This is a genomic window from Stenotrophomonas maltophilia (genome assembly GCF_006970445.1).
GTDB lineage: Bacteria > Pseudomonadota > Gammaproteobacteria > Xanthomonadales > Xanthomonadaceae > Stenotrophomonas > Stenotrophomonas maltophilia_AU.
The window spans coordinates 2,920,167-2,943,606 of record NZ_CP033877.1; the positions used below are offsets into that span (position 1 = coordinate 2,920,167).

Sequence of the window (23,440 nt, forward strand, 5' to 3'; positions counted from 1 at the left end):
ATCAGGCGGCCTCGAAACGCGCGCGTACTTCGGCGGTCACCGCCGGCATCGCCAGGAACCGCGGTTGCCCGCGCACGCGCTGCAGCCAGGCGCGCACCTCCGGGAACGGCTCCAGGCTGATGCCACCCTCGCCCGCCACATCGGTATAGGCAAACAGCGCGATATCGGCGATGCCGTACCCGCTGCCGGTGAACCACTGTGCCTGGCGCAGGTGCTGCTCCATCACCGCCAGCGCAGTGGCAGCGCGTTCGTGCAGGCGTGGCAGTTCGGCGCGGCGCGGTGAATCGGTTGCGGTCCAGCCGCGGATGAAGCGCGCTACCGCCACGCATGGCTCGTGCGTGTACTGCTCGAAGAACATCCAGCTCAGTGCCTGCGCACGCTCCCAACCATCGGTGGGCAGGTAGGGCGTGCCTTCGGCCAACCAGAACAGGATCGCGTTGGATTCAGTCAGCACACGGCCATCGTCGCGGACGATCAGCGGCACCTTGGCATTGGGGTTGAGCGCGAGGAACTCGGCGGTGTGGGTCTGGCCATGGGCACTGTCCACTTCCACCCAGCGGTAGCGGCTGCCGAGCTGCTCCAGCAGCAGGCGGACCTTGTGGCAATTGCCGGACACCGACATGCCGTGCACCGTCAACGGGACGCGCTCTTCCACCATTGCCTGCTCCCTCGGATCCGGCCGGCGGCCGGCTGCGTGCAGTCTGGCAAGCGCGCCGGTGAATGCCAAGCGCGGGTGCAGCATGGCAACGCGGTCGTGCCGGCCGCTGGCCGGCAATCGCACGAATCCTGCTGCAACGAGGTTGCCGGCCAGCAGCCGGCACGACCGGGCAACACTCAGCGCGCGCGTTGCCGCCATTGCTCGCGCGACTGGCCCCAGATCTGCATGGGCTTGTCGTTGTATGGCGCTGGCAATTCCCCCATGCGCAGCAGGGTGCTGCCAAGCTTGCGTGCCACGGCCCGCGAGTTGTCGTTGTTCTCGGCGATGGTGTGGATCACCTCGTCCCAGCCCAGCGTATCGAACGCCCAATCGATTGCAGCGACCGCGGCTTCCGGTGCATAGCCCCGGCCCCAGCTGGCATGGCGGATGCCCCAGCCCACTTCGGTACCTGGCCAGTCCTGCGGCTGCCACGGGCCCATCCGCCCGATCCAGTCGCCGCTGGATTTCTCGATCACGCTGAACATCGAGAAGCCGAACAACTGCCAGGCACCGGCCAGGCTGCAGAAACCGCGCCAGGCCACCGACGGCGGCTGCACGCCGCCGAGGGTGCGCATCGTTTCCTCATCGGCGCAGAACGCGAGATACGGTTCGTAATCCTCGCGCATCAGCGGTCGCAGGATCAGGCGCTCGGTTTCGATGTGCAGGTCGAAGATGCTCATGCCGACTCCATGTCGAAGGGAGCGTACATGATGGTGGATTCCCTGCCTGCGTGGATGAATATCGCCGGCGGCAATGAAACGGGCCGGAATGAGCCGGCCCGTAGGGTACCGCGCGTTTCGCCTGGATTACTGGCGCGTGGCCGCAGCAGTAGCGCCGGCGGCAGCGGTCTGCGTGACCAGCTGGCCATCGACCACCGGCAGGCGATCGCTGGCCGGCTTGTTGTCCATGCGAACGGTCTTCTCTGCACCGTCGTAGCGGTAGGTCACGTTGTAACCCTTGACCACATCGGTATTGCCCATGGCGATGCGGTTACCCGGCTTGCTGGCCATGCGCATGCTGCCGGTGGTGCCATCCTCGTTGCGGTAGGTCACGTTGTAGCCAGTGACACGGCTCGACTCGGAGGTGGCGGTCTCGGTGTGGCACTGGCGCTCAGTACGGTTGACCACGCGGCCACCCACATGGCGCTTGTCGATCTGGTTGCCGATGAAGCCACCGGCCACCGCGCCGGCCGCAGTGGCCGCCTTCTTGCCATTGCCGCCGCCAACCTGGTTGCCGAGCAGGCCGCCGACCACGGCACCGACCACAGTGCCGCCGACGTTGCCATCACGCTCCGGCAGGCGTTCCTGCACCGTCACGTCCTGGCAGACCTCATGCGGGGTCTGGGTGGTGGAGGTCTCGCGCACCGGGTCAGTGCCGATCACGGTGGCGTACGCCTTCTGCTTTTCGGTGATCGGGTCGACCTTCAGCACATCGGCGTACTCCAGACCGCGCGGTGCGGACGGGTCGAGCTTGTCACCTCGAGCGCCATCGTCGGTGGCGCTGCCATCGACCAGGCGCGACTCGCCATTGGGGGTTGCGGCGCTGATGGAATCGGGCGACTTGTCGCCACTCTTCATGAAGGCGGCGGTGGCGATGCCACCGACCAGCAGCGCGCCCGCTGCGACCAGGACAGTTGTAGTTGTGCTTTTCATGACCTGCTCCTTGCGGACCATCCGCAACGTTCTCGGGTCAGATTGCAGCATGCGCTGCCTGAACGGAATCTCCACATTTCCTGCTCATTCCGATAACCCATTCAGCATCGGGAAATGCTGGGCCCATGGTAGCGTTTGCATATTCCCCACGAGGATTCCCGCCATGGCCAACCCGATGCTGCTGCCGGTACTGCAATGGGCGCGCCGGCTGCGCTACCCCACCCTGTTCAAGCTCACCGCCGGCCTGTTCGCGCTGACGCTGTTCATCCCGGACCCGATCCCGTTCGTCGATGAGCTGGTGCTGGGCTTCGGCACGCTGCTGCTGGCCAACTGGAAGAGCCGCAACGCCACCACGCCCCCGCCGCTGGAGCAGCGTTGAGCCTGCTGGTCGACAGTCACTGCCATCTCGACGCGAGCGGGTTCGACCCTGACCGCGCCGCCGTGATCGAGCGGGCGCAGGCTGCGGGGGTGCGCCAGCAGGTGGTGCCTGCGGTGACCGCTGCCAGCTGGCCGAAGCTGCGCGAGGTCTGCCAGCAGGCACCGGGGCTGTACCCGGCCTACGGCCTGCACCCGATGTTCCTGGCCGAGCACCACCCGGGGCACCTGCCGCTGCTGCGCGAGTGGATCGAGCGCGAACGCCCGTGCGCGATTGGCGAATGCGGCCTGGACTTCTTCGTCGAAGGACTGGATGCCGAGGCCCAGCAGGCGTATTTCATCGGCCAGCTGGAACTGGCCCGTGAATTCGACCTGCCGGTCATCGTGCACGCGCGACGCGCGGTGGACGCAGTGGTCGCCGCCATCCGTCGCGTCGGCGGCCTGCGCGGCGTGGTGCACAGCTTTTCCGGCAGCCCCGAACAGGCCGCGCAACTGCACAGGCAGGGCTTCCTGCTGGGTCTTGGCGGCCCGCTGACCTACGAACGGGCGCAGCGCCTGCAGCGGCTGGTGCGCGAGATGCCGCTGGAACAGCTGCTGCTGGAAACCGACGCACCGGACCAGCCCGACGCCGGCATCCGCGGCCAGCGCAACGAACCGGCGCGACTGGCGACCATTGCCCGCCACGTGGCCGCGCTGCGCGGGATGGAGCTGGAGGCGGTGGCTCAGGCCACGACGGAGAATGCGCGGCGGCTGTTCGCGCTGCCGGCAATGTAACGGGCAGGTGCCGGCCGCTGGCCGGCACGATCCATCACACCTCGCTGGCCTCTACCGCTTCGGCCTTCACCTTTTTCGGCTCCAGCAGCATTTCCAGCGCCTTGCCCACCGCCGCGAAGGCGAACGCGCCGGTGATGTGGGTGGCAGCGCCCAGGCCAGCGCCGCAATCCAGCTTCAATGCCGCATCGGCGCCGAGGTTCGGGCGGAGGCCACAGACACTGCCGTCGGCCTGGGGGTACTTCACGTTCTCCAGCGAATACACCGCCGGCACGCCGAAATAGCGCTTGGCGTTCTTCGGGAAATTGAACTCGCTGCGCAGCTTCTTGCGGATCAGCGCCAGCATGGCGTCATGCTCGGTGCGCGAGACATCGCGGATACGCACCAGGGTTGGATCGGTACGGCCACCGGCAGCGCCGACGGTCAGCAACGGCAGCTTGCGGCGGCGGCACCAGGCGATCGTCTCGACCTTGACCCGGAAGCTGTCGCAGGCATCGATCACCAGATCGAATCCACGGTCCAGCAGCTCAGCCATGTTGGACATCGTCAGGAATGCCTGCACGGCATCGACCTCGATCCCCGGGTTGATCGCACGGCAACGCTCGGCCATCGCCTCGGCCTTGTTGCGCCCGTAATTGCCTTCCATCGCCGGCAGCTGCCGGTTGGTGTTGGACACGCAGATATCGTCGGCATCGATCAGGGTCAGGTGACCGACGGCCGATCGGGCCAGCGCCTCCACCACCCACGAGCCGACGCCGCCCATGCCGACCACTGCCACGCGGCTGCCCTGCAGGCGCTCGAGAGCACCCACGCCATACAGCCGTTCGATGCCGGCGAAGCGTTGTTTGACCTGTTCGTTCATCGGGCTATTTTAACGTGCAGGTGCCGGCGCCCGCAGTACGCCGGCATCGAACCCACCGTTGCACGCCCGGAGAGCCCGCCATGAACGCCAGCCCGCCCCGCCGCCCGTCCACCGCGTACCGCTATCTGTTCGTGCTCGGCCTGGGCCTGCTCATCGGCCTGATCGCCACAGTGATGGTCGGCCGCGCCCTACAGGCCCGCCGCGACCCATTCCCGGACAGCCTGATGCAGGTGATGCAGCGACAATCGCAGCTGCTGCAGCAGGCCCAGCAGCAGAACCGCTGCAGCCTGGCAGACAGCATGCCGCGGCTGCAGGCGCTGCGCCTGCTGTCCAATGACCTGGATCTGGCCTTTCCCGGGCTGAAGGACAGCGCGCAGTTCCAGCAGCACGCCAGCCAGCTGCGCGGCAACCTCAACACGGCGCTGGCCGCACCACCAGCCGACTGCAAGGCCCTCGCCCAGGTGGTGGAGACACTGCAGGCGGACTGCCGCGCCTGCCACCAGGATTTCCGCTGAGGCGCATTCATCCTGCAGCCGGGCACCACGCGCACGGTTGGCGCGTTGTTCACGTTCGAAAGGAGAGGATTCGTCCACCCTGCTGCATGACGCAGTACCACCCAACACACCCGCCTTCACGGCCAGGAGACGCCCCATGAAGATCCAGCTCATCGCCGCCAGCGCCATCGCTACCCTCGCGCTGGCCGGCTGTGCCACCTCGCCCGGTTACGGTGGCGGTGGTTACAACAACGGCTACAACAACGGCGGCTACGGCAACAACGGCGGTTACAACCAGGGCCGCTGCGCCGACTGCGGCATCGTCACCCGCATCAACACCGTGCCCTCGGGCCGCACCGCGCCCAGCGCGACCGGCGCGATCCTCGGCGGCATCGTCGGCGCCGTGGCCGGCCATGAAATCTCCGACCACACCGGTGGCAGCCGTGGCAACAAGAACATCGCCGCCGCTGCAGGCGCGGTCGGTGGCGCCCTGGCCGGCAACCAGATCCAGAAGAATGTCACCAGCGATACCTACGACATCAGCGTGCGCATGGATGATGGCCGCACCATCGTGGTCAACCAGCGTGATCTTGGCGGCATCCGCGAGAACACCTACGTGCGCGTCGTCAACGGCAAGGTCATCCTGCGCTGACCGGCAACGGGCCAAAGGCAAAGAAAAAGGCCCGCTTGCGCGGGCCTTTTTCATGCCGACGGGCGGCGGGTATTACACCGGCTGTACCTTGTCAGCCTGCAGGCCCTTCTGGCCCTGCACGACTTCAAAGCTCACAGTCTGGCCTTCCTTGAGGCTCTTGAAGCCCTGGGTCTCGATGGCGCGGAAGTGCACGAACACGTCCTCGCCATTCTGCCGGCTGATGAAGCCGAAGCCCTTCGCATCATTGAACCACTTTACGGTACCGGTCTCGCGCTCAGCCATCTCACTAACTCCCTTTGACTCTCTCTTGTTGTTGGAAACGCCTGGTGGGCGGCTGACAAGCAAGGGGGAAGCGAGGTGCATCGATGCAGCGGATCGGGAAGATCTTGCTTCATCAGGCCACGATCCACGGTGACCTTGCCAAGCTCAGCGACTGCAACTTAACCCGCCCAAAACGAAAAAGCAACTGGCAAAATCTTTCACTGTCAACCCCAAAACGGACACCATACGGGACAGCATGGGACTCTCATTCATCTTATATCTGCTAGCGGTCATTTTTGTCCTGATCGGCATCGCCGGCATCATCCTGCCGGCCCTTCCGGGCATCCCGCTGGTGTTCATCGGACTGCTGCTGGCTGCCTGGGCCGACGGCTTTGCCCATGTCGGCTGGCCCACCCTGGTCGCGCTGGGTGTACTCACCCTGCTTTCGCTGCTGGTGGACGTACTGGCCACGGTGGTCGGCGCGCAGCGTGTCGGCGCCAGCCGCAAGGCCCTGTGGGGAACCTTCGTCGGCAGCATCGTCGGCCTGTTCTTCATGCCCATCGGCCTGTTTGCGGGACCGCTGATCGGCGCCCTGCTCGGCGAGTACTGGCACACCCGCGAACTCGGCCGCTCAACCAAGGTCGGCCTGGCCACCTGGCTCGGCATCCTGCTGGGCCTGGCACTGAAACTGGCCGTGGTGATCGCGATGCTGGGCCTGTTCGCGTTCGCCTGGTTCCTCTGAGCCACATGGCCTTCACGCCACGCGCACGCTGTGGCCGTGCATAAACCGTGGGGGCTGGCCGCCATCCGGTCCAGCCGCCACACTGTGCGATTCCCGTATTCACCGAAGGGCCTGCTGCAATGACCCTCCCCACGCTGCTTCCCCGCCTGGCGCCACTGGCGCTTGCCCTGGCCAGTGCACCGCTGGCTGCGCAGGAGTTCGCGCCCAGCGCCGACACCTCGCCGGCCGCCTGCGCGGCGATCACCACCGACGCGGCCCGGTTGGCCTGCTATGACCGCCTGTTCGGGCATACCCCGGAGGCCACCGCCGCCGCCGATGCTGCCGCCGAAGCGGCTGCGCAGGCACGACGCGAAGAGCGACAGACCGCCCGTGTAAGCCAGGGCGAGGAAAAGCTGCGCGAGCGGGTCAGCGACCTGTTCCGCCCGGCCACGCCGGACAGCGCGCTGGCCAACGCCGGCCGCGGTTCGCTGCTGGACAGCCGCTGGGAACTGGCCGAGGACTCCAAGCTGGGGCCGTTCCAGCTGCGCGCCTACAAGCCGGTGTACCTGCTGCCCGCGTTCTGGACCAGCGATCGCAACACCATGCCGCACTCGTCGAACCCGGCCAACAGCGTGACCACCCCGCAGGTACTCGACAGTGCCGAGCTGAAGTTCCAGATCAGCTTCAAGACCAAGATCGCCGAGAACCTGTTCGGCGACAACGGCGACATCTGGGCCGGCTACACCCAGAGTTCGCGCTGGCAGGCCTACAACAGCGAGGATTCGCGCCCGTTCCGCGAAACCAATTACGAACCGGAAGTCATGATGGTGTTCCGCAACGGCTACTCGATCGGTGGCTGGCGCGGGCGCATGACCGGCATCAGCCTCAACCACCAGTCCAACGGACGAGCCGATCCGCTCTCGCGCAGCTGGAACCGGGTCATGCTCAACATCGGCCTGGATCGCGAGAACTGGGCACTGGTACTGCGCCCGTGGTATCGCATCCCCGAAAGCCGCAGCGAGGACAACAATCCTGACATCGAGGATTACATGGGCCGTGGCGACGCGACTCTGACCTGGAACCGAAACGGGCATGAGGTCTCGCTGATGGCGCGCCATTCGCTGCGCACCGGCAGCCGTTCGCATGGTGCCCTGCAGCTGGACTACGGCTTCCCGATCAGCAACCTGCTGCGTGGCCATGTGCAGGTCTTCGACGGCTATGGCGAGAGCCTGATCGACTACAACCACAAGGCCACCTATGTGGGCGTGGGCGTGTCGCTGCTGGAGTGGTTCTGATGGACGTGACGATCTGGCACAACCCGGCCTGCAGCAACTCGCGCAGCGCACTGAAGCTGATCCGGGACGCCGGCTTCGATCCAGTGGTGATCGAGTACCTGGGCAACCCACCCGACGCGGCCACGCTGCGCCAGGTACTGGCCGAATCCCGACTGCGCGCGCAGGAACTGATACGCAGCAAGGAAGCACTGTTCGCCGAGCTGGGCCTGGAGGGTGCCGACGAAGCCACTCTGCTGGCAGCGATGGCCGAGCACCCACGGTTGATCAACCGCCCGGTGGTGCGCACGGCCAAGGGCACACGACTGTGCCGCCCACCGGAAACGGTGCTGGAGATCCTCTAGCCCGAAAAAAGGGGACGGAGGGAATTAAGTCGTTTGTGCACAAACGACTTAATTCCCTCCGTCCCCTTTTCTGGTTACCGCCAGTCGGTGATGCCTTCGCGGCGGTAGACCTCGGCGAATGCAGGGCGCGCCTTCATCGTTGACGCGTGCGCCTTGAGCACCGGCCAGGTGTCACTGGGCTTCGGCATGTTGCGTGACCAGCGCATCAGCATCACCAGCATGTAATCGACCACGCAGGGCGTGGCGCCCAGCAGGTAGGGGCCATGCGCCTGCAGGTGGGTGGCCACGTGCTGCCAGGCCGCTTCAAGGCGCTGACGGGCCATCTCGCGACTGGCCTCGATGTTCGCCTCGCCCGCCATCTCATGCGGATAGAACCAGGCACGATAGGCCGGCTGCAGCGTATTGGCACACCAGAACATCCAGCGGTAGGCATCGGCGCGCTGCGGCGTGCCCAGTGCGGGCAGCAGGTTGGCCTCCGGATGGCGGTCAGCCAGATACAGTGCGATCGCCGCCGCTTCGGTCAGTACCAAGCCATCAATCAGCAGTGTCGGCACCACGCCGGCCGGATTCAGTGCCAGGTACTCCGCCGACTTGTGCTCGCGCGCGTCGAAATCCAGCAGCACCAGTTCATGCTCGATGCCGAGCTCGATCAGCAACCAGTGCACCACCAGCGCGGCGGTGCTTGTCGAACCATACAGCGTCGTGCTCATGCGGTGGATCCTGTGCGGGCGGATCGGCCGATTATGCGCCTCGCCGATGACCGCTGCTCAGCCGCAGCTGCTCATGCAGGTATCGCGGCGTTCGCCACAGGACATCATCGGCGCGCGCAGCGTGCAGTCATGCGCTTTCAGTTCGCAGGAACGGCGCAACTCCGGGTTGCCCACGTCCTTGCAGCGCTTGTCTGGCGCCGGCACCACCTGCTGCTCGCAGCTGCTCTGGCGGCTGCCGATGGAATCGCCCTGTGCCATGCAACTGCGGTAGCTGGCCTGGCACTGCATGCGGCATTGCGCCGATGCGGAGAAATCCGCGCCCTCGTACGACGATGAGGTACTGCAGCCCGCCAGGGCCAGCAGGAATCCCACCACGATGAACCGATGCAAGATCATGGACACGTCCTGTGCGAGGTTGGGCCTACGGTAGCAGGGCGGCCACGGCGATGGGCCAAGCCTTCCCCCCAGACGCAGCAACGGCGCCACACGGGCGCCGTTGCTTGAACCGGATGCGCGGCAGGATTACTCCACCACCACCGGAATCTTGCCGATGCGGGCCTGCCATTCGCGCGGGCCGGTCTTGTGCACCGATTCACCGGTGGAATCCACCGCCACGGTCACCGGCATGTCCTGCACGGTGAACTCGTAGATCGCTTCCATGCCGAGGTCGGCGAAGCCGACGACCTTGGCCGCCTTGATCGCCTTGGACACCAGGTAGGCCGAACCGCCAACCGCCATCAGGTAGGCCGACTTGTTGTCACGGATCGCTTCGATCGCCGCCGGGCCGCGCTCGGCCTTGCCGACCATGCCCAGCAGGCCGGTCTGCTCCAGCACCTGGCGGGTGAACTTGTCCATGCGGGTCGCCGTGGTCGGACCAGCCGGGCCCACCACTTCGTCACGCACCGGATCGACCGGTCCGACGTAGTAGATGAAGCGGCCCTTCAGATCGACCGGCAGCTGCTCGCCCTTGTTGAGCATGTCGACCATGCGCTTGTGCGCGGCGTCGCGGCCGGTCAGCAACTTGCCGTTCAGCAGCAGGGTCTGGCCCGGCTTCCAGCTGGCCACGTCTTCGGGGGTGATCGTGTCGAGGTCCACGCGGGTGCCCTTGGATGCGTCGTAGATCAGCTTCGGCCAGTCTTCCAGCGACGGCGGGTCCAGCATCACCGGGCCGCTGCCATCCAGGGTGAAGTGCGCATGGCGGGTGGCCGCGCAGTTCGGGATCATCGCCACCGGCAGGTTGGCCGCGTGGGTCGGGTAGTCGTTGATCTTGATGTCGAGCACAGTGGTCAGGCCGCCCAGGCCCTGCGCACCGATGCCGAGCGCATTGACCTTCTCGTACAGCTCCAGGCGCAGCTCTTCGATGCGGTTGGACGCACCACGGGCCTGCAGCTCAGTGATGTCGATCGGCTCCATCAGGGCTTCCTTGGCCAGCAGCATCGCCTTCTCGGCGGTGCCACCGATGCCGATGCCGAGCATGCCCGGCGGGCACCAGCCGGCGCCCATGGTCGGCACAGTCTTCAGCACCCAATCGACGATCGAGTCGGACGGGTTGAGCATGGCGAACTTGGTCTTCGCTTCCGAACCACCGCCCTTGGCGGCGACGATGACGTCGACGGTGTTGCCCGGCACCACCTTGACGTTGACCACGCCCGGGGTGTTGTCCTTGGTGTTGATGCGCTTGCCGGCCGGATCGGCCAGCACCGAGGCGCGCAGCTTGTTGTCCGGGTGCATGTAGGCGCGGCGAACGCCTTCATTGGCCATGTCTTCCACGCCCATGGTGGCGTCATCCCAACGCACGTCCATGCCGATTTCCAGGAACACGGTGACGATGCCGGTGTCCTGGCAGATCGGACGGTGGCCTTCGGCGCACATGCGCGAATTGATCAGGATCTGGGCCATCGCTTCCTTCGCGGCCGGCGACTCCTCTCGCTCGTAGGCGGCGGCAAGGTTCTTGATGTAGTCGACCGGATGGTAGTACGAGATGTACTGCAGCGCGTCGGCGATGGACTGGATGAGGTCTTCCTGCTTGATCGATGTCACGACTTGCTCGCTTGCTGGAGGCTGGCGGGGGTAATCCGCCCATTTTACCCCCTCCCCCGGCCGCAGGATCACAATCTCGGGGTCGGATCCCCTGCAAGGGGCTCTGACCCCACACTCCCTGTCACGCGTGCTCCCTTCCCGGCGTCCTGGTCGACATGAACCCTGAAACCGCTTTCCAGACCCACCGTCCGCGCCTGATGGCCCTGGCCTACCGCCTGCTCGGCAGTCGCGCCGATGCCGAAGACGTGGTCCAGGATGCCTGGCTGCGCTGGTCCGGCGCCGACCCGGCGGCCATCCGCGACCCTGAAGCCTGGCTGGTCACCACCACCACCCGGCTCGGCCTGGACCGGCTGCGTGCGGCCAAGCGCGAGCGCGTGCACTACGTCGGCCCATGGCTGGCCGAACCGCTGGCGGTCACCCTGGAGCCCGACCCCGCGCCCGGCCCGGCCCAACTGCATGCGCTGGCCGACGACGTCTCGGTCGCCTTCCTGACCCTGCTCGAACAGCTCGGCCCCGAGGAACGCGCCGCCTTCCTGCTGAAGGAGGCCTTTGATCACGATTACCGCGAGATCGCCGACCTGCTCGGCCACAGCGAGGCCAACTGCCGGCAGCTGGTGCACCGTGCCCGGCAGCGCCTGCAGGCCGGACGACCCCGATTCAACGCCGATGCCAGCCAGCACCGGCAGTTACTCACGCGCTTCATGGATGCATCGCAGCGCGGCGACAGCGAGGCGATCCAGGCCCTGCTGCACGCCAACGCGCTGCTGGTCTCCGACGGTGGTGGCGTGGTTACTGCGGCGGTGCGGCCCCTGCTCGGCGCCGAACGCATCGGCCGCCTGTTCTGGGCGATTGCCCGCCGTGGTGCTGCATATCCGGCGCAGCTGGGCTACGTCAACGGCGAGCCGGCGATCCTGCGTTTCCAGGGCGACCGCCTGCACTCGATCACCACCATCGAAGTGGTCGATGGTCGCATCGCCAACGTGTACAGCGTGCTGAATCCAGAAAAATTGCCGAAGGTTGTCACGCACGGCGACGCTGCGGCGTCCTTGTAACGAAAGGCGGCCATCGTGGCCGCCGTGGAGCCCACGATGTCCAATCACACCTCTCCCCGCGTCCCCTACACCCGCCTGGCCGCCGAGGCCTTCAAGGGCCTGCTGGCCACCAGCCAGGCGGTGCATGACAGCTCGATCGATCCGACCCTGATGGAACTGGTGTTCCTGCGCGTGTCGCAGCTCAACGGCTGCGGCTACTGCATGGACATGCATGGCACCGCGCTGCGCAAGGGCGGCATCGAGCCGCGCAAGCTGGACACCCTGCCGGCCTGGCATGAAAGCCGCTTCTTCGATGCGCGCGAACGCGCGGCGCTGGGCTGGGCCGAGGCACTGACCCGGCTGACCGACGGTGCGCCGTCGCAGGCGGCGTTCGACGCGCTGGCACCGCACTTCGATGAGAAGGGCATCAGTGACCTGAGCATGGGCATTGCGGTGATCAACGCCTGGAACCGGCTGGGTGCGGGCCTGCTGCCGCCGCTGCCGTAACGGGGTCTGGCCGGGCGGGTTCCTGCAACGGTTGGTAGGTGTCGACCTTGGTCGACACGGTAGATCCACGCCATGCGTGGATGCGGCAGGGTCGGATCCCTTCGCCACGCGAAGGGCTCTGACCCGATCCGGGCTGATGGGGTCAGAACCCTTTGCGCCACAACGGGCTCTGCCCCCGGCGCGGCCACACGGCTGCACTGACCCCATCTGCACGCATCAGGCGCGCACAATACGCGCATGCCTGCTTCCCCCACCGCTGGCGCTGCCGCCGCGAAGAAACCCAGCCTGCGCCAGCGCTTCAAGGCGATGCGCAACCTGCCGCCGTTCCTGCGCATGGTGTGGCAGACCAGTCCTGTGCTCACCCTGGCCAGCCTGGGGCTGCGCCTGATCCGTGCGCTGCTGCCGGTAGCGATGCTCTACGTCGGTAAGCTGATCATCGACAGCGCCCTGCACCTGAGCCAGCACGATGCCGGCTTCCCGCCACTGGGCGAGGCACTGTCCAGTGGCGTGCTGAATCCACTGCTGGGCCTGCTGGCGCTGGAATTCGGCCTGGCGATTGCCTCGGATCTGCTCGGCCGCCTGGTCAGCTACGCCGATGCCCTGCTCTCGGAACTGTTCGCCAACGTCACCAGCATCCGACTGATGGAACACGCCGCAACGCTGGACCTGGAGGACTTCGAAGACCCGGACCTGCAGGACAAGCTGGACCGTGCGCGACGCCAGACCATGGGCCGGATGAACCTGATGAGCCAGCTGTTCGGCCAGGTGCAGGACGCGATCACCGTGGCCAGCCTCGCAGTCGGCCTGCTGGTCTACGCGCCGTGGCTGATCCTGCTGCTGGCGCTGGCACTGGTGCCGGCCTTCATCGGCGAATCGCACTTCAATGCGGCCGGCTACAGCCTCAACTTCCAGTGGACGCCCGAGCGCCGCCAGCTCGACTACCTGCGCCAGCTCGGTGCCAGTGTGGAAACGGCCAAGGAAGTGAAGATCTACAACCTGCACCGCTTCCTGGTGGAGCGCTACCGGCGGCTGTCGGTGGCGCTGTTCCAGGCCAACCGCGCCCTGGCCCGGCGCCGCGCGTTCTGGGGCACGCTGCTGGCCGCACTGGGCACGCTGGGCTACTACACCGCCTATGCCTACATCGCGTGGCGCACCGTGCGCGGCGACTTCTCGATCGGCGACCTGACCTTCCTCGCCGGCAGCTTCCTGCGCCTGCGCCAGCTGCTGGAAGGCCTGTTGATCGGGTTCTCGCAGGTGGCCAGCCAGGCCCTGTACCTGGATGACCTGTTCTCGTTCTTCCAGATCCAGCCGGAAATCCACTCGCGCGAAGGCGCCGTGCGCGTGCCGCAGCCGATCCGCCAGGGCTTCGTGTTCGAGAACGTCGGCTTCCGCTACCCGGATGCCGAGCAATGGGCCGTGCGCCACCTCGATTTCCAGCTGCAGGCCGGCGAAGTGCTGGCCCTGGTCGGTGAGAACGGCGCCGGCAAGACCACCCTGGTGAAGCTGCTGGCGCGGCTGTACGAACCGGACGAGGGCCGCATCCTGCTCGATGGCCGTGACCTGCGCGACTACGACCTGGACGACCTGCGCGCCAACCTCGGGGTGATCTTCCAGGACTTCGTGCGCTACAACCTCAGCGCCGGCGAGAACATCGGCGTCGGCCAGGTCGAGGCGATGGACGACCAGGCGCGCATCGCCGACGCCGCACGGCGCGGCATGGCCGAGGAAGTGATCGACGACCTGCCCGGCGGCTACGACCAGCTGATCGGCCGCCGCTTCAAGCAGGGCGTGGACCTGTCCGGTGGCCAGTGGCAGAAGATCGCCATCGCCCGCGCATGGATGCGCAATGCGCAGGTGATGATCCTGGATGAGCCAACGGCGGCGCTGGATGCGCGCAGTGAGTTCGAGGTGTTCCAGCGGTTCAGGGAACTGGCGGATAATCGCACCGCAGTGCTGATTTCCCACCGTTTCTCCTCGGTCCGCATGGCCGATCGCATCCTGGTGCTGGCCGATGGCCGGATCGAGGCCAGTGGCACCCATGAGCAGCTGATGGCCCAGGGAGGCCGCTACGCCGAGCTGTTCGAGCTGCAGGCGGCCGGCTACCGCTGAGAACGCCTCTCGTTCCGCCTAATGAGAACCTGTCTCATTTGAGATAGAATTGCCCCCGACGACTTCCGATAGATACGCCCATGTCCTCCGCTTTCGGCGCCGAAACGGTGCTTGAGGTCCGCCACTGGACCGACGCCTACTTCAGCTTCACCCTCACCCGCGACAGCGGTTTCCGCTTCGAGAACGGCCAGTTCGTGATGATCGGCCTGGAAACCGAGGCGCGGCCGCTGCTGCGTGCGTATTCCATCGCCAGCGCCAACTGGGAAGAGCACCTGGAGTTCTTCAGCATCAAGGTCCAGGACGGCCCGCTGACCTCGCGCCTGCAGCACATCAAGCCGGGCGACAAGGTGCTGGTCGGCAAGAAGCCCACCGGCACCCTGCTGATCAGCGACCTGCACCCAGGCAAGAACCTGTACCTGCTGGGCACCGGCACCGGCATGGCACCGTGGCTGTCGGTGATCAAGGACCCGGAAACCTACGAGCGCTTCGAGAAGGTAATCCTGTGCCACGGCGTGCGCTACGAAAAGGACCTGGCCTACCGCGATTACTTCGAGAAGGAACTGCGTGAGCATGAGTTCCTCGGCGAGATGATTGGCGACAAGCTGCTGTACTACCCGGCCGTCACCCGTGAGCCGTTCGCCAACCAGGGCCGCCTGACCCAGCTGATGGAAAGCGGCGAGATGCAGCGCACCCTCGGCCTGCCGGAGCTGAGCCCGGAGAACGACCGCGCGATGATCTGCGGCAGTCCGCAGATGCTGGCCGACCTGCGCACCGTGCTCGATGCCCGTGGCTTCCAGGTCTCGCCGCGCATCGGCCAGCCGGGCCATTACGTGTTCGAGCGCGCGTTCGTCGAGAAATAAGCAAAAAGGGGACGGAGGGGATTAAGTCGTTTGTGCCACAAACGACTTAATCCCCTCCGTCCCCTTTTTGGTACCACCTCACAGCAGCGCTTCGATCTCGTCGTGCAGCTGCTCCGGCCTGGTGGTGGGCGCATGCCGCGACACCACCCGCCCCTGGCGATCGACCAGGAACTTGCTGAAATTCCACTTGATGCGGGCGCTGCCAAGCAGGCCGCGCTTCTCACGCGCAAGCCAGGCCCACAGTGGGTCGGCACCGTCGCCGTTGACCTCGATCTTCTCCGACAGCGGAAAGCTGACCGGATAGTCCAGTGAACAGAACTGGCGGATCTGTGCGGCGTCGCCGGGTTCCTGCGCGCCGAACTGGTTGCACGGGAAGCCGATCACCACCAGGCCGCGCTCGCGGTAGTCCTGCCACAGCTGTTCCAGCCCGGTGTACTGCGGGGTGAAGCCACAGCGGCTGGCGACGTTCACCAGCAGCAACGGGTGGCCCTGATAACGGGCCAGCGCCTGCGGCTGGCCGTCGAGGTCGCGGAAGCTGAAATCGTAGGCGGTGGTCATGGCAGTGGGCCGTGGGCGATGACTGCATGGTACCCGCGCCCGGACCCGGCAACATGCCTTTTGACACAAGTGCGGGCGCCGCCGGCCGGGTTACCCTCGGGCCCTTGTTTGCCTTACCGGAGTTCCTACCTTGACCACTCGCCTTGCCCTTGCCGTGGCCATGTCCCTCGGCCTTGCCCTGCCCGCCTTCTCGGCCGGCGCCGCCACCCCGGCTGCCAGCACCAATGCCCAGCAGGCCAACCCGTTCTTCGCCGAAAGCCCGCTGCCGCTGCATTTCCCGCAGTTCGACAAGATCAAGGACAGCGACTTCGCCCCGGCCTTCGACGCCGGCATGGCGCAGCAGCTGAAGGAAGTGGAAGCGATCGCCAACAACAAGGCCAAGCCGACCTTCGACAACACCATCATCGCCCTGGAAAAGAGCGGTGACGTCCTCGACCGCGCGACCACCGTGTTCTTCAGCCTGGTCGGCGCCGACACCAACGACACCCGCAAGAAGCTGCAGGCCGACTACTCCGCCAAGTTCGCTGCGCACAGCGATGCGATCGCGCTGAACGGCAAGCTGTTCGCCCGCATCCAGGCGCTGTATGACACCCGCAACCAGCTGGGCCTGGACGCCGAAGGCGTGCGCCTGGTCGAGAAGTACTACGACAACTACGTGCGCGCCGGCGCCAAGCTGTCCGAGGCCGACAAGGCCACGCTGAAGGGCATGAATGCCGAGCTGGCCAACCTGGGCACCAAGTTCAGCCAGAACGTGCAGTCGGAAGTGAACGCCTCGGCGATCACCGTCGACGACGTCAAGGAGCTGGACGGCTTGTCCAAGGAGCAGATCGCGGCCGCCGCCGAAGCCGCCAAGGCCCGCGGCCAGGACGGCAAGTACGTGATCACACTGCTCAACACCACCGGCCAGCCGCCGCTGACCAACCTGGCCAACCGCGCCCTGCGCCAGAAGATCTACGAAGCCTCGACCACCCGCGGCAGCCGCGGCGGTGAGTTCGACAACACCGCGCTGGTCTCGCGCATCATGCAGCTGCGCGCCGACAAGGCCAAGCTGATGGGCTTCCCGAACTTCGCCGCCTACAATCTGACCAACCAGACCGCCAAGACCCCCGAAGCGGTCAACGCGATGCTGGGCAAGCTGGCCCCGGCCGCGGTGGCCAACGCCAAGCGCGAAGCCGCCGACCTGCAGGCGATGATCGACAAGGAACAGAAGGCCGCGCGCAAGCCGACCTTCCAGCTGGAACCGTGGGACTGGGCCTTCTACAGCGAGAAGGTGCGCCAGGCCAAGTACAACTTCGACGAGTCGCAGCTGAAGCCGTACTTCGAAATGAAGAACGTGCTGGAGAACGGCGTGTTCTACGCCGCCGGCCAGGAATTCGGCCTGACCTTCAAGCAGCGCACCGACCTGCCGGTCTACCACGATGACGTCACCGTCTACGACGTGTTCGACGCCGACGGCAGCCAGCTGGCGATCTTCATCTTCGACCCGTATGCACGCGCCTCCAAGCGCGGCGGTGCGTGGATGAACTCCTACGTCTCGCAGTCCAAGCTGACCGGCTTCAAGCCGGTGGTCGCCAACCATCTGAACATCCCGAAGCCGCCGGCCGGCCAGCCGACCCTGCTGACCTGGGATGAGGTGAACACCACCTTCCATGAGTTCGGCCATGCCCTGCACGGCATGTTCTCCAACGTGAAGTACCCGTACTTCTCGGGCACCTCGGTGCCGCGTGACTTCGTCGAGTTCCCCTCGCAGGTCAACGAGATGTGGTCGGACAACCCGGTCATCCTGAAGAACTACGCCAAGCACTACCAGAATGGTTCGGCGATGCCGCAGGCGCTGCTGGACAAGGTGCTGGCGGCGGCCAAGTTCAACCAGGGCTTCGCCACCACCGAATACCTGGGTGCGGCGATGCTGGACCAGAACTGGCACCAGATCGGCCCGGACCAGGTACCGGCGGCCAAGGACGTGATGGCCTTCGAACGCGCCGCGCTGGAGAAGGACGGCATCTACTACGCGCCGGTTCCGCCGCGCTACAAGACCCCGTACTTCAGCCACATCATGGGCGGCTACTCGGCCGGCTACTACGCCTATATCTGGTCGGAAGTGCTCGACGCCAACACCCAGAAGTGGTTCAAGGACAACGGCGGCCTGAGCCGCAAGAACGGCGACCACTTCCGCGCCACCCTGCTGTCCAAGGGCGGCAGCGTCGACGCGATGCAGCTGTTCCGCGATTTCGCCGGCCACGAGCCGCAGATCGAACCGCTGCTGGAAAAGCGTGGCCTGACCGGCGCCGGCAACTGATCGCCAGCGCAGTCGCCTGAAACGAAAACCGCCCGGGAGACCGGGCGGTTTTTTGTTGAAGCATCCACGCATGGCGTGGATCTACTGGCTGTCAGCGTGGCGCCACGTACCCACCCGGCACGCCTTCCGGCGACAGCACCAGCTGCCACAGCTGCGCATGCCGGCAACGGAACGTGGCCATCGACCCAGCCAGATAGAAGCGCCACATACGGCGGAAATGCTCGTCGTAACCCGCGTCCAGCTGCGGCCACGCTGCTTCCACATTGCGTCGCCAGGCCTGCAGGGTCAGGTCGTAGTCGGTGCCGAAGTTGTGCCAGTCCTCCAGCACGAAACGGCCTTCGAACGCCCGGGTGATCTGCACTGCCGACGGCAGCATCGAGTTGGGGAAGATGTAGCGCGCGATCCACGGATCGGTGCGATGCCGGGAGATGTTGGTGCCGATGCTGTGCAACAGCAGCAGGCCGCGCGGTGACAGGCAGCGCTTGGCCACCTCGAAGAAACTGGCGTAGTTCTTGTCACCGACGTGCTCGAACATGCCGATCGAGAAGATCGCATCGAACGGTTCGTCCAGCTCGCGGTAGTCCTGCAGGCGGATCTCAATCGGCAGGCCCGCACACAGTTCGCGGGCGAACTCGGCCTGTTCCTGCGAAATGGTCACGCCTACTCCGCTGACACCGTAGCGCTCGGCGGCGAACTTCAGCGCTTCACCCCAGCCGCAACCGATATCCAGCACGCGCTGGCCGGGGCGCAGGCCCAGCTTGCGGCAGACCAGGTCGAGCTTGGCTTCCTGCGCTGCATCAAGGTCATCAGCGTTGCGCCAATAGCCGCAGCTGTAGACCAGGCGCTGGCCGAGCATGGCCTGGTAGAGATCATTGCCGAGGTCGTAATGGCGGCGACCGACTTCGTAGCTGCCTTGCCCCGCCTGCAGGTTGAACAGGCGCGCCTTCAGCGCGTCTGCCACTTCGCGCCAGCCGTGCACCCGCTCATCCAGGTGCGCCTGCATCAGGTGGACGAGGAATTCATCCAGAACGTTGGCATCCCACCAACCTTCCATGTAGCTCTCGCCCAGGCCGAGCGAGCCGTGGCCCATGACCCGCGCGAAAAAGCGCGGGTCATGCACCTGGATGTCCTGTGGCTGGGTGCCGCCGATGCGGACCCCGGCTTCGTGGAGCAGGCCGGCGACCCGCTCCTGCAACCCTGTATCCACGCCACCTCCTCGACTGCGGTCAACCGCGTGCGAACAGCTCCACGTAGTCCTTGGCCACGTGCGGCAACAGCACCGCCGCCGGTACATCAGCGGTCTGGGTGCCGTCCGAGTATGGACCCACCTGGTACGGCGGGAAAACAAAGCGCAGCGCGGTGATCTGCCCCTTGTCGTCGGTCAGCGGCTGGAACTGGCTGAAATTGTCGGCCTGCGGGCCGGTGCCGTCGGCGATCATGCGCGATGCGTTGCGCAGCGATTCCTGCAGCTGGGCCGGGTCCATGTCCTCGCCGCTGAGGCGCGTGGCCACGCGTTCGCGCAGCTGGTCGGCGACGAAATCGCTGATCGCCTTCCAGCCCTTGGCGTCGGCCACCAGCTTTTCGGCGCTGAGCATCTGCTGATGCTGCGGCAGCCACACGAAGCGGGCCACCAGCGGTTCACCGTGGGCGCCACCGGTGTAGCGGCTGCCATCGGCACTGACCACCACCAGCTGCGGGGTTTCCAGCAGCTTCTCGAAGCTCAGCGACAGCTCGTAGGGCATGGTCGGCTTGTCGTTGCCCAGCCCGTCCAGCGCCTGCTGCAGGTCGCTGCGCGCGCTCGTCGCATAGCTCTGCAGCGCGCGGGCCAGGCCCGGATAACGGTCGATGCCGGCCGGGTAGCTGATGCCCACCACCTCACGCTCGTTGTTCTCGATCACGTCGCGCAGGTCCAGCGGCGCTTCCGTGGCCGGCGTTTCGCCTGCGGCGGTGGCTTCGGCGGCGGGCGCCGCGTCGGTCGCCGGTGCCGGCTCGCTTTCACGCTGGCAACCGGCCAGCAACAGCACGCCCACCACGCCGGCCAGCACGCTGCCGTGCAGCGGCCGGTTGTTTCCAATCTTCATCGGGATCCCCTGTTCATGTTTGTACATCATCGCCTGCCATGGCTGAAGCGTGGCCCGCTGGCATTCAGCCAACGAGCAGGTCGTGGTACTCCTCGTGCCGCTGCAGGAAGGCCTCGGCGTAGGAACAGGCCGGCACCACCTTGTACTTCTGCTCGCGGGCGAAACGCAGTGCCACACGGGTCAGTTCACCGGCGATGCCACGGCCGGCGATCGGCTCCGGCACCTCGGTGTGGGTGATGACCATGCGCTTGCGTTTGATCTGGTAGTCCAGCACCGCCAGCTGCCCTCGCACACGGGCGGTGAAACGGTGGTTGGCCAGGTCGTGTTCGACCTCATAGGCCAGACCGGGGGGCGTGACCGAAGCCATGGAACTGTCTCCTGCGGCGACTGCGTGGATGGTGCGCAGCCGGGCGCCATGATCGCGTGAAGCCTGAACAGGGGCAAGTCCAGTCCATTCACGTCAGTTTTCGCCCCTCAAGCTGGAGGCGGGCCGGCCGCTATCGCCTATGGAGGGGTACGGCCAGGCTGGCACGACCCTTGCGACCGTTGACCATGCGCACCACCGTGGAGGCTCCCATGCACGCCAGCAATTCCCATTCCGATACCGACCGCGCCCTGCTGGAGGGCCTGCTACAACTGGCGGTGGAAGGGCAGACCGAGGATCAGGATTTCCAGCGCATCGGCGAGGAAGTGTTCGCCCGCCTGCTGGATACCTACGGCCAGCAGACCGCGGCCTGACCCGGCCGGGGCGGATCGGACCCGATCCGCCCCGCCCCGATACCCGCCTCAGCCGCCGCCGAGGCGGAAGGACGGGTTGGAGAGTTCGCGCAGGAAGTGGTTGAAGATGCTCGGCTGCATGGCCAGCATGAAGATCACGCCGAACGCCGCGCCTGCCAGGTGAGCGCTGTGGTTGATGCGATCGCCGCCGCGCTTGTCCATCCAGATGCTGTAGCCGACGTAGAACACGGCGTAGATGATCGCCGGTGCCGGAATGAAGAACACCAGGATGATCGTCCACGGGCTGAGCAGGATGAAGGCGAACAGTACCGCCGATACCGCACCCGATGCGCCCAGGCTCAGGTAGTTCGGGTTCTTCTGGTTCTTCAGGTAGCTGGGCAGGATCGAGACCAGCAGCGCCCCCAGGTAGAACGCCGGATAGGTCAGCCAGCTGCCGGTCAGCGCAACCATCACCTTCTCGATCTGTCCGCCGAAGAAGAACAGCGTGATCATGTTGAAGATCAGGTGCGACCAGTCGGCATGGATGAAGCCATAGGTGATCAGCCGGTCGTACTGGCGATGGCGGTCCACCGCCGGCGGCCACAGGATCAGGCGGTCGGCCAGCTTGCGGTTGTTGAACGCCATCCACGACAGGATGGCGGTGATGGCGATCAACAGCAGATTGACGGGGGTCATGTCAGGCTCAGGCGCTACGGTAGTTGTCGACCATACGATAGCGTTTCGCATACCAACCGAAGGCCAACGCCGCGACAAAGGCGAAACCGGCGAAGAAGAACATCAGGAACGCCGCCTCGCTCAGGCCCGTGCCGGCGATCTGGTGGGTGACGGTGTCGTTGCGCACGGCGGCGTTGGACAGCAGCACCCACAGGTTGCCGATGGTGGTGGTCAGGTTCCAGAAGCTCATCACCACGCCCTTCATCGCCTGCGGCGCCTGGCTGTAGGCGAACTCCAGGCCGGTGGCCGAGACCAGCACCTCACCGAAGGTCAGCAGCGCGTACGGCAGCATCTGCCAGAAGATCGACATGGCGTTGCCGCCGTCCATCACCACCTGGATGCCGCCGACCACGATCCAGGCCAGGCCACTGAAGGCGATGCCGGCGGTCATGCGGCGCAGCGCGGTCGGCTCGAAGCCGAAGCGGCGCAGGGCCGGGTACAGCACCAGGTTGTTGAACGGAATCAGGATCATCACCAGCAGCGGGTTCAGCGCCTGCATCTGCGAGGCGGTGAACCAGCTCGGCATCTGCATCTGCTGGCCCTGCAGGACCCAGGTCGAGGCCTTCTGGTCGAACAGCGAGAAGAACGGCGTGGTCAGCGCGAAGATCACCAGCACGCGCAGCACCGAGCGCACGCCTTCCACGGCCTCGGCCGGATGCTGGCCACGGGCACGGTCCAGCTGCAGCCAGGTACCGCCACCGATGCCGGCGAGGATGGCCACCAGCGCCAGGCACAGGCAGATCACGATGCCCAGCGAACCGACCAGGCCGAACGAGGCCACTGCCAGCACCAGGCCGAGCACGGCGATCACCAGGCCCGGGCGGCCCTGGCCTGCCACGCGTGCGGTCAGCGCGGTACGCACCACGTTGGCGAACGAATGCGGGTCCTTCGGCGGCAGTGGCACCAGCACGTAGCGCTTGCGGCCCAGCCAGAACACGAAGGTCGCGATGAACATCAGGATGCCCGGGATGCCGAACGCCCACTGCGGGCCCCAGTTCTTCAGCACCAGCGGGATCAGCAGCGACGCGAACAGCGAGCCGAAGTTGATGATCCAGTAGAAGGCGTCGAAGACGATCTTGGCCAGGTGCTTGTTGCTCTGGTCGAACTGGTCACCCATGAACGAAGCCACCAGCGGCTTGATGCCGCCGGCACCGAGCGCGATCAGGCCCAGGCCGAGGAAGAAGCCCTCGCGGCTGTTCTCGAACAGCGCCAGGCACAAGTGGCCGGCGCAGTAGACCAGGCTGAACCAGAGGATGGTGTGGTACTTGCCGAAGAACTTGTCAGCCAGCCAGCCACCGAGCAGCGGGAAGAAATACACGCCGATCATGAAGCTGTGCATGATGTCCTTGGCTTCACCGGCACGGCCTTCTGCAGTGATTTCCTGCAGCAGCAGCGAGGTGATCAGGAACTGCACCAGGATGTTGCGCATCCCGTAGAAACTGAACCGTTCGCAGGCCTCATTGCCGATGATGTACGGAATCTGGCGCGGCATCCTTCCCTGGCCGGCGATGGGGGCAACTGCGTCGTGGCTCATCCTGTAAGGCATTCCTGCAAAGCGAAAGGCGCAAGGTTACCGGAACCGGGGCTTGCGAAGCACGCTGCAGGGCTGCATGACAACGGTGCCAATCCATGGCAGGCCGTCCTGGCCCTGCCGGAAGTCACGGAACCTGCA

General features: G+C 65.9%; 27 protein-coding genes. 13 read left to right on the plus strand and 14 right to left on the minus strand.

From position 1 onward, the window contains the following. Position 1: 1 nt before the first annotated feature. The 3 genes from EGM71_RS13455 to EGM71_RS13465 all read right to left on the minus strand — a co-directional run bounded on the left by EGM71_RS13455 (position 2) and on the right by EGM71_RS13465 (position 2,349). A complete protein-coding gene (locus tag EGM71_RS13455; RefSeq protein ID WP_188485325.1) occupies positions 2-658 on the minus strand; it encodes a glutathione S-transferase family protein in 657 nt (218 codons plus the stop codon). Between the two features lie 176 nt (positions 659-834). Further along, on the minus strand, positions 835-1,377 hold the full coding sequence (locus tag EGM71_RS13460) for a GNAT family N-acetyltransferase (RefSeq protein WP_188485326.1): 543 nt from the start codon (positions 1,375-1,377) through the stop codon (positions 835-837). Positions 1,378-1,503: 126 nt separating this feature from the next. After that, on the minus strand, positions 1,504-2,349 hold the full coding sequence (locus EGM71_RS13465) for a glycine zipper 2TM domain-containing protein (protein WP_188485327.1): 846 nt from the start codon (positions 2,347-2,349) through the stop codon (positions 1,504-1,506). Between the two features lie 163 nt (positions 2,350-2,512). Between EGM71_RS13465 and EGM71_RS13470 the strand changes: the two genes are divergently transcribed. Both EGM71_RS13470 and EGM71_RS13475 read left to right on the plus strand, forming a co-directional pair. Next, complete coding sequence (locus EGM71_RS13470) at positions 2,513-2,728, plus strand: DUF6116 family protein (protein WP_188485328.1); 216 nt, start codon at positions 2,513-2,515, stop codon at positions 2,726-2,728. After that, positions 2,725-3,498 (plus strand): TatD family hydrolase, encoded by a 774-nt coding sequence (locus tag EGM71_RS13475; RefSeq protein ID WP_188485329.1) that lies wholly within the window; start codon positions 2,725-2,727, stop codon positions 3,496-3,498. Before EGM71_RS13470 ends, EGM71_RS13475 begins: the two co-directional genes overlap by 4 nt. 34 nt (positions 3,499-3,532) lie before the next feature. Here the strand turns inward: EGM71_RS13475 and EGM71_RS13480 are convergent, their stop codons facing one another. After that, the gene (locus EGM71_RS13480; RefSeq protein WP_188485330.1) at positions 3,533-4,357 is read right to left on the minus strand and encodes a tRNA threonylcarbamoyladenosine dehydratase; all 825 of its coding nucleotides are present in this window, start codon (positions 4,355-4,357) and stop codon (positions 3,533-3,535) included. Positions 4,358-4,437: 80 nt separating this feature from the next. Here EGM71_RS13480 and EGM71_RS13485 point away from each other — a divergent pair, with 80 nt between their 5' ends. Together EGM71_RS13485 and EGM71_RS13490 are read left to right on the plus strand one after the other, a co-directional pair. Next, positions 4,438-4,872 (plus strand): cytochrome c, encoded by a 435-nt coding sequence (locus EGM71_RS13485; RefSeq protein ID WP_188485331.1) that lies wholly within the window; start codon positions 4,438-4,440, stop codon positions 4,870-4,872. A 136-nt stretch (positions 4,873-5,008) separates the two neighbouring features. Then, the gene (locus tag EGM71_RS13490; protein WP_005410289.1) at positions 5,009-5,503 is read left to right on the plus strand and encodes a glycine zipper 2TM domain-containing protein; all 495 of its coding nucleotides are present in this window, start codon (positions 5,009-5,011) and stop codon (positions 5,501-5,503) included. Between the two features lie 72 nt (positions 5,504-5,575). Here EGM71_RS13490 and EGM71_RS13495 read toward each other — a convergent pair whose 3' ends face one another. Continuing rightward, positions 5,576-5,785, minus strand: a complete 210-nt coding sequence (locus tag EGM71_RS13495; RefSeq protein WP_014647720.1) for a cold-shock protein — start codon at positions 5,783-5,785, stop codon at positions 5,576-5,578. A gap of 235 nt (positions 5,786-6,020) precedes the next feature. On the opposite strand from EGM71_RS13495, the gene EGM71_RS13500 reads away from it, so the two are divergent. The 3 genes from EGM71_RS13500 to arsC all read left to right on the plus strand — a co-directional run bounded on the left by EGM71_RS13500 (position 6,021) and on the right by arsC (position 8,121). Next, a complete protein-coding gene (locus EGM71_RS13500) occupies positions 6,021-6,506 on the plus strand; it encodes a DUF456 domain-containing protein (RefSeq protein ID WP_188485332.1) in 486 nt (161 codons plus the stop codon). 119 nt (positions 6,507-6,625) lie between these two features. Further along, positions 6,626-7,780 (plus strand): phospholipase A, encoded by a 1,155-nt coding sequence (locus EGM71_RS13505; RefSeq protein WP_188485333.1) that lies wholly within the window; start codon positions 6,626-6,628, stop codon positions 7,778-7,780. Further along, entirely contained in the window at positions 7,780-8,121 is a 342-nt protein-coding gene (gene arsC, locus EGM71_RS13510; RefSeq protein ID WP_188485334.1) for an arsenate reductase (glutaredoxin), read from the plus strand. The genes EGM71_RS13505 and arsC overlap by 1 nt, the downstream gene beginning before the upstream one ends. A gap of 74 nt (positions 8,122-8,195) precedes the next feature. On the opposite strand, the gene EGM71_RS13515 is transcribed toward arsC, so the two are convergent. The 3 genes from EGM71_RS13515 to EGM71_RS13525 all read right to left on the minus strand — a co-directional run bounded on the left by EGM71_RS13515 (position 8,196) and on the right by EGM71_RS13525 (position 10,871). Next, positions 8,196-8,831 carry a glutathione S-transferase family protein gene (locus tag EGM71_RS13515; RefSeq protein ID WP_188485335.1) on the minus strand — a complete coding sequence of 212 codons (636 nt, stop codon included), beginning with the start codon at positions 8,829-8,831 and terminating at the stop codon, positions 8,196-8,198. Positions 8,832-8,888: 57 nt separating this feature from the next. After that, a complete protein-coding gene (locus EGM71_RS13520; RefSeq protein ID WP_188485336.1) occupies positions 8,889-9,227 on the minus strand; it encodes a hypothetical protein in 339 nt (112 codons plus the stop codon). Positions 9,228-9,353: 126 nt separating this feature from the next. Continuing rightward, on the minus strand, positions 9,354-10,871 hold the full coding sequence (locus EGM71_RS13525) for a fumarate hydratase (protein ID WP_188485337.1): 1,518 nt from the start codon (positions 10,869-10,871) through the stop codon (positions 9,354-9,356). A 155-nt stretch (positions 10,872-11,026) separates the two neighbouring features. Between EGM71_RS13525 and EGM71_RS13530 the strand changes: the two genes are divergently transcribed. The 4 genes from EGM71_RS13530 to EGM71_RS13545 all read left to right on the plus strand — a co-directional run bounded on the left by EGM71_RS13530 (position 11,027) and on the right by EGM71_RS13545 (position 15,378). Beyond that, positions 11,027-11,923: an RNA polymerase sigma-70 factor gene (locus EGM71_RS13530; RefSeq protein WP_188485338.1), complete on the plus strand. Its 897-nt coding sequence runs from the start codon at positions 11,027-11,029 to the stop codon at positions 11,921-11,923. 36 nt (positions 11,924-11,959) lie between these two features. Then, positions 11,960-12,409, plus strand: coding sequence for a carboxymuconolactone decarboxylase family protein (locus EGM71_RS13535; protein WP_107379880.1), 450 nt, complete (start codon positions 11,960-11,962; stop codon positions 12,407-12,409). A gap of 237 nt (positions 12,410-12,646) precedes the next feature. Continuing rightward, a complete protein-coding gene (locus tag EGM71_RS13540; RefSeq protein WP_188485339.1) occupies positions 12,647-14,518 on the plus strand; it encodes an ABC transporter ATP-binding protein in 1,872 nt (623 codons plus the stop codon). 80 nt (positions 14,519-14,598) lie between these two features. After that, entirely contained in the window at positions 14,599-15,378 is a 780-nt protein-coding gene (locus tag EGM71_RS13545; protein WP_049434844.1) for a ferredoxin--NADP reductase, read from the plus strand. A gap of 78 nt (positions 15,379-15,456) precedes the next feature. Here the strand turns inward: EGM71_RS13545 and EGM71_RS13550 are convergent, their stop codons facing one another. Then, entirely contained in the window at positions 15,457-15,936 is a 480-nt protein-coding gene (locus EGM71_RS13550) for a glutathione peroxidase (protein ID WP_188485340.1), read from the minus strand. A gap of 130 nt (positions 15,937-16,066) precedes the next feature. Here EGM71_RS13550 and EGM71_RS13555 point away from each other — a divergent pair, with 130 nt between their 5' ends. Continuing rightward, on the plus strand, positions 16,067-18,235 hold the full coding sequence (locus tag EGM71_RS13555) for a M3 family metallopeptidase (protein ID WP_188485341.1): 2,169 nt from the start codon (positions 16,067-16,069) through the stop codon (positions 18,233-18,235). Positions 18,236-18,326: 91 nt separating this feature from the next. Here the strand turns inward: EGM71_RS13555 and cfa are convergent, their stop codons facing one another. The 3 genes from cfa to EGM71_RS13570 are packed head-to-tail and all read right to left on the minus strand — an operon-like array spanning position 18,327 to position 20,683. Beyond that, positions 18,327-19,442 carry a cyclopropane fatty acyl phospholipid synthase gene (gene cfa / locus EGM71_RS13560; RefSeq protein ID WP_188485342.1) on the minus strand — a complete coding sequence of 372 codons (1,116 nt, stop codon included), beginning with the start codon at positions 19,440-19,442 and terminating at the stop codon, positions 18,327-18,329. Between the two features lie 19 nt (positions 19,443-19,461). Then, on the minus strand, positions 19,462-20,343 hold the full coding sequence (locus EGM71_RS13565) for a DUF3298 and DUF4163 domain-containing protein (RefSeq protein ID WP_071229774.1): 882 nt from the start codon (positions 20,341-20,343) through the stop codon (positions 19,462-19,464). A gap of 37 nt (positions 20,344-20,380) precedes the next feature. Continuing rightward, the gene (locus tag EGM71_RS13570; protein ID WP_005417588.1) at positions 20,381-20,683 is read right to left on the minus strand and encodes a GNAT family N-acetyltransferase; all 303 of its coding nucleotides are present in this window, start codon (positions 20,681-20,683) and stop codon (positions 20,381-20,383) included. Between the two features lie 209 nt (positions 20,684-20,892). Between EGM71_RS13570 and EGM71_RS13575 the strand changes: the two genes are divergently transcribed. Continuing rightward, a complete protein-coding gene (locus tag EGM71_RS13575; protein WP_014037806.1) occupies positions 20,893-21,054 on the plus strand; it encodes a hypothetical protein in 162 nt (53 codons plus the stop codon). Between the two features lie 48 nt (positions 21,055-21,102). On the opposite strand, the gene EGM71_RS13580 is transcribed toward EGM71_RS13575, so the two are convergent. Then, positions 21,103-21,729 carry a rhomboid family intramembrane serine protease gene (locus tag EGM71_RS13580; RefSeq protein WP_188485343.1) on the minus strand — a complete coding sequence of 209 codons (627 nt, stop codon included), beginning with the start codon at positions 21,727-21,729 and terminating at the stop codon, positions 21,103-21,105. A 7-nt stretch (positions 21,730-21,736) separates the two neighbouring features. Then, a complete protein-coding gene (locus EGM71_RS13585) occupies positions 21,737-23,302 on the minus strand; it encodes an oligopeptide:H+ symporter (RefSeq protein WP_188485344.1) in 1,566 nt (521 codons plus the stop codon). Positions 23,303-23,440 lie beyond the last annotated feature (138 nt).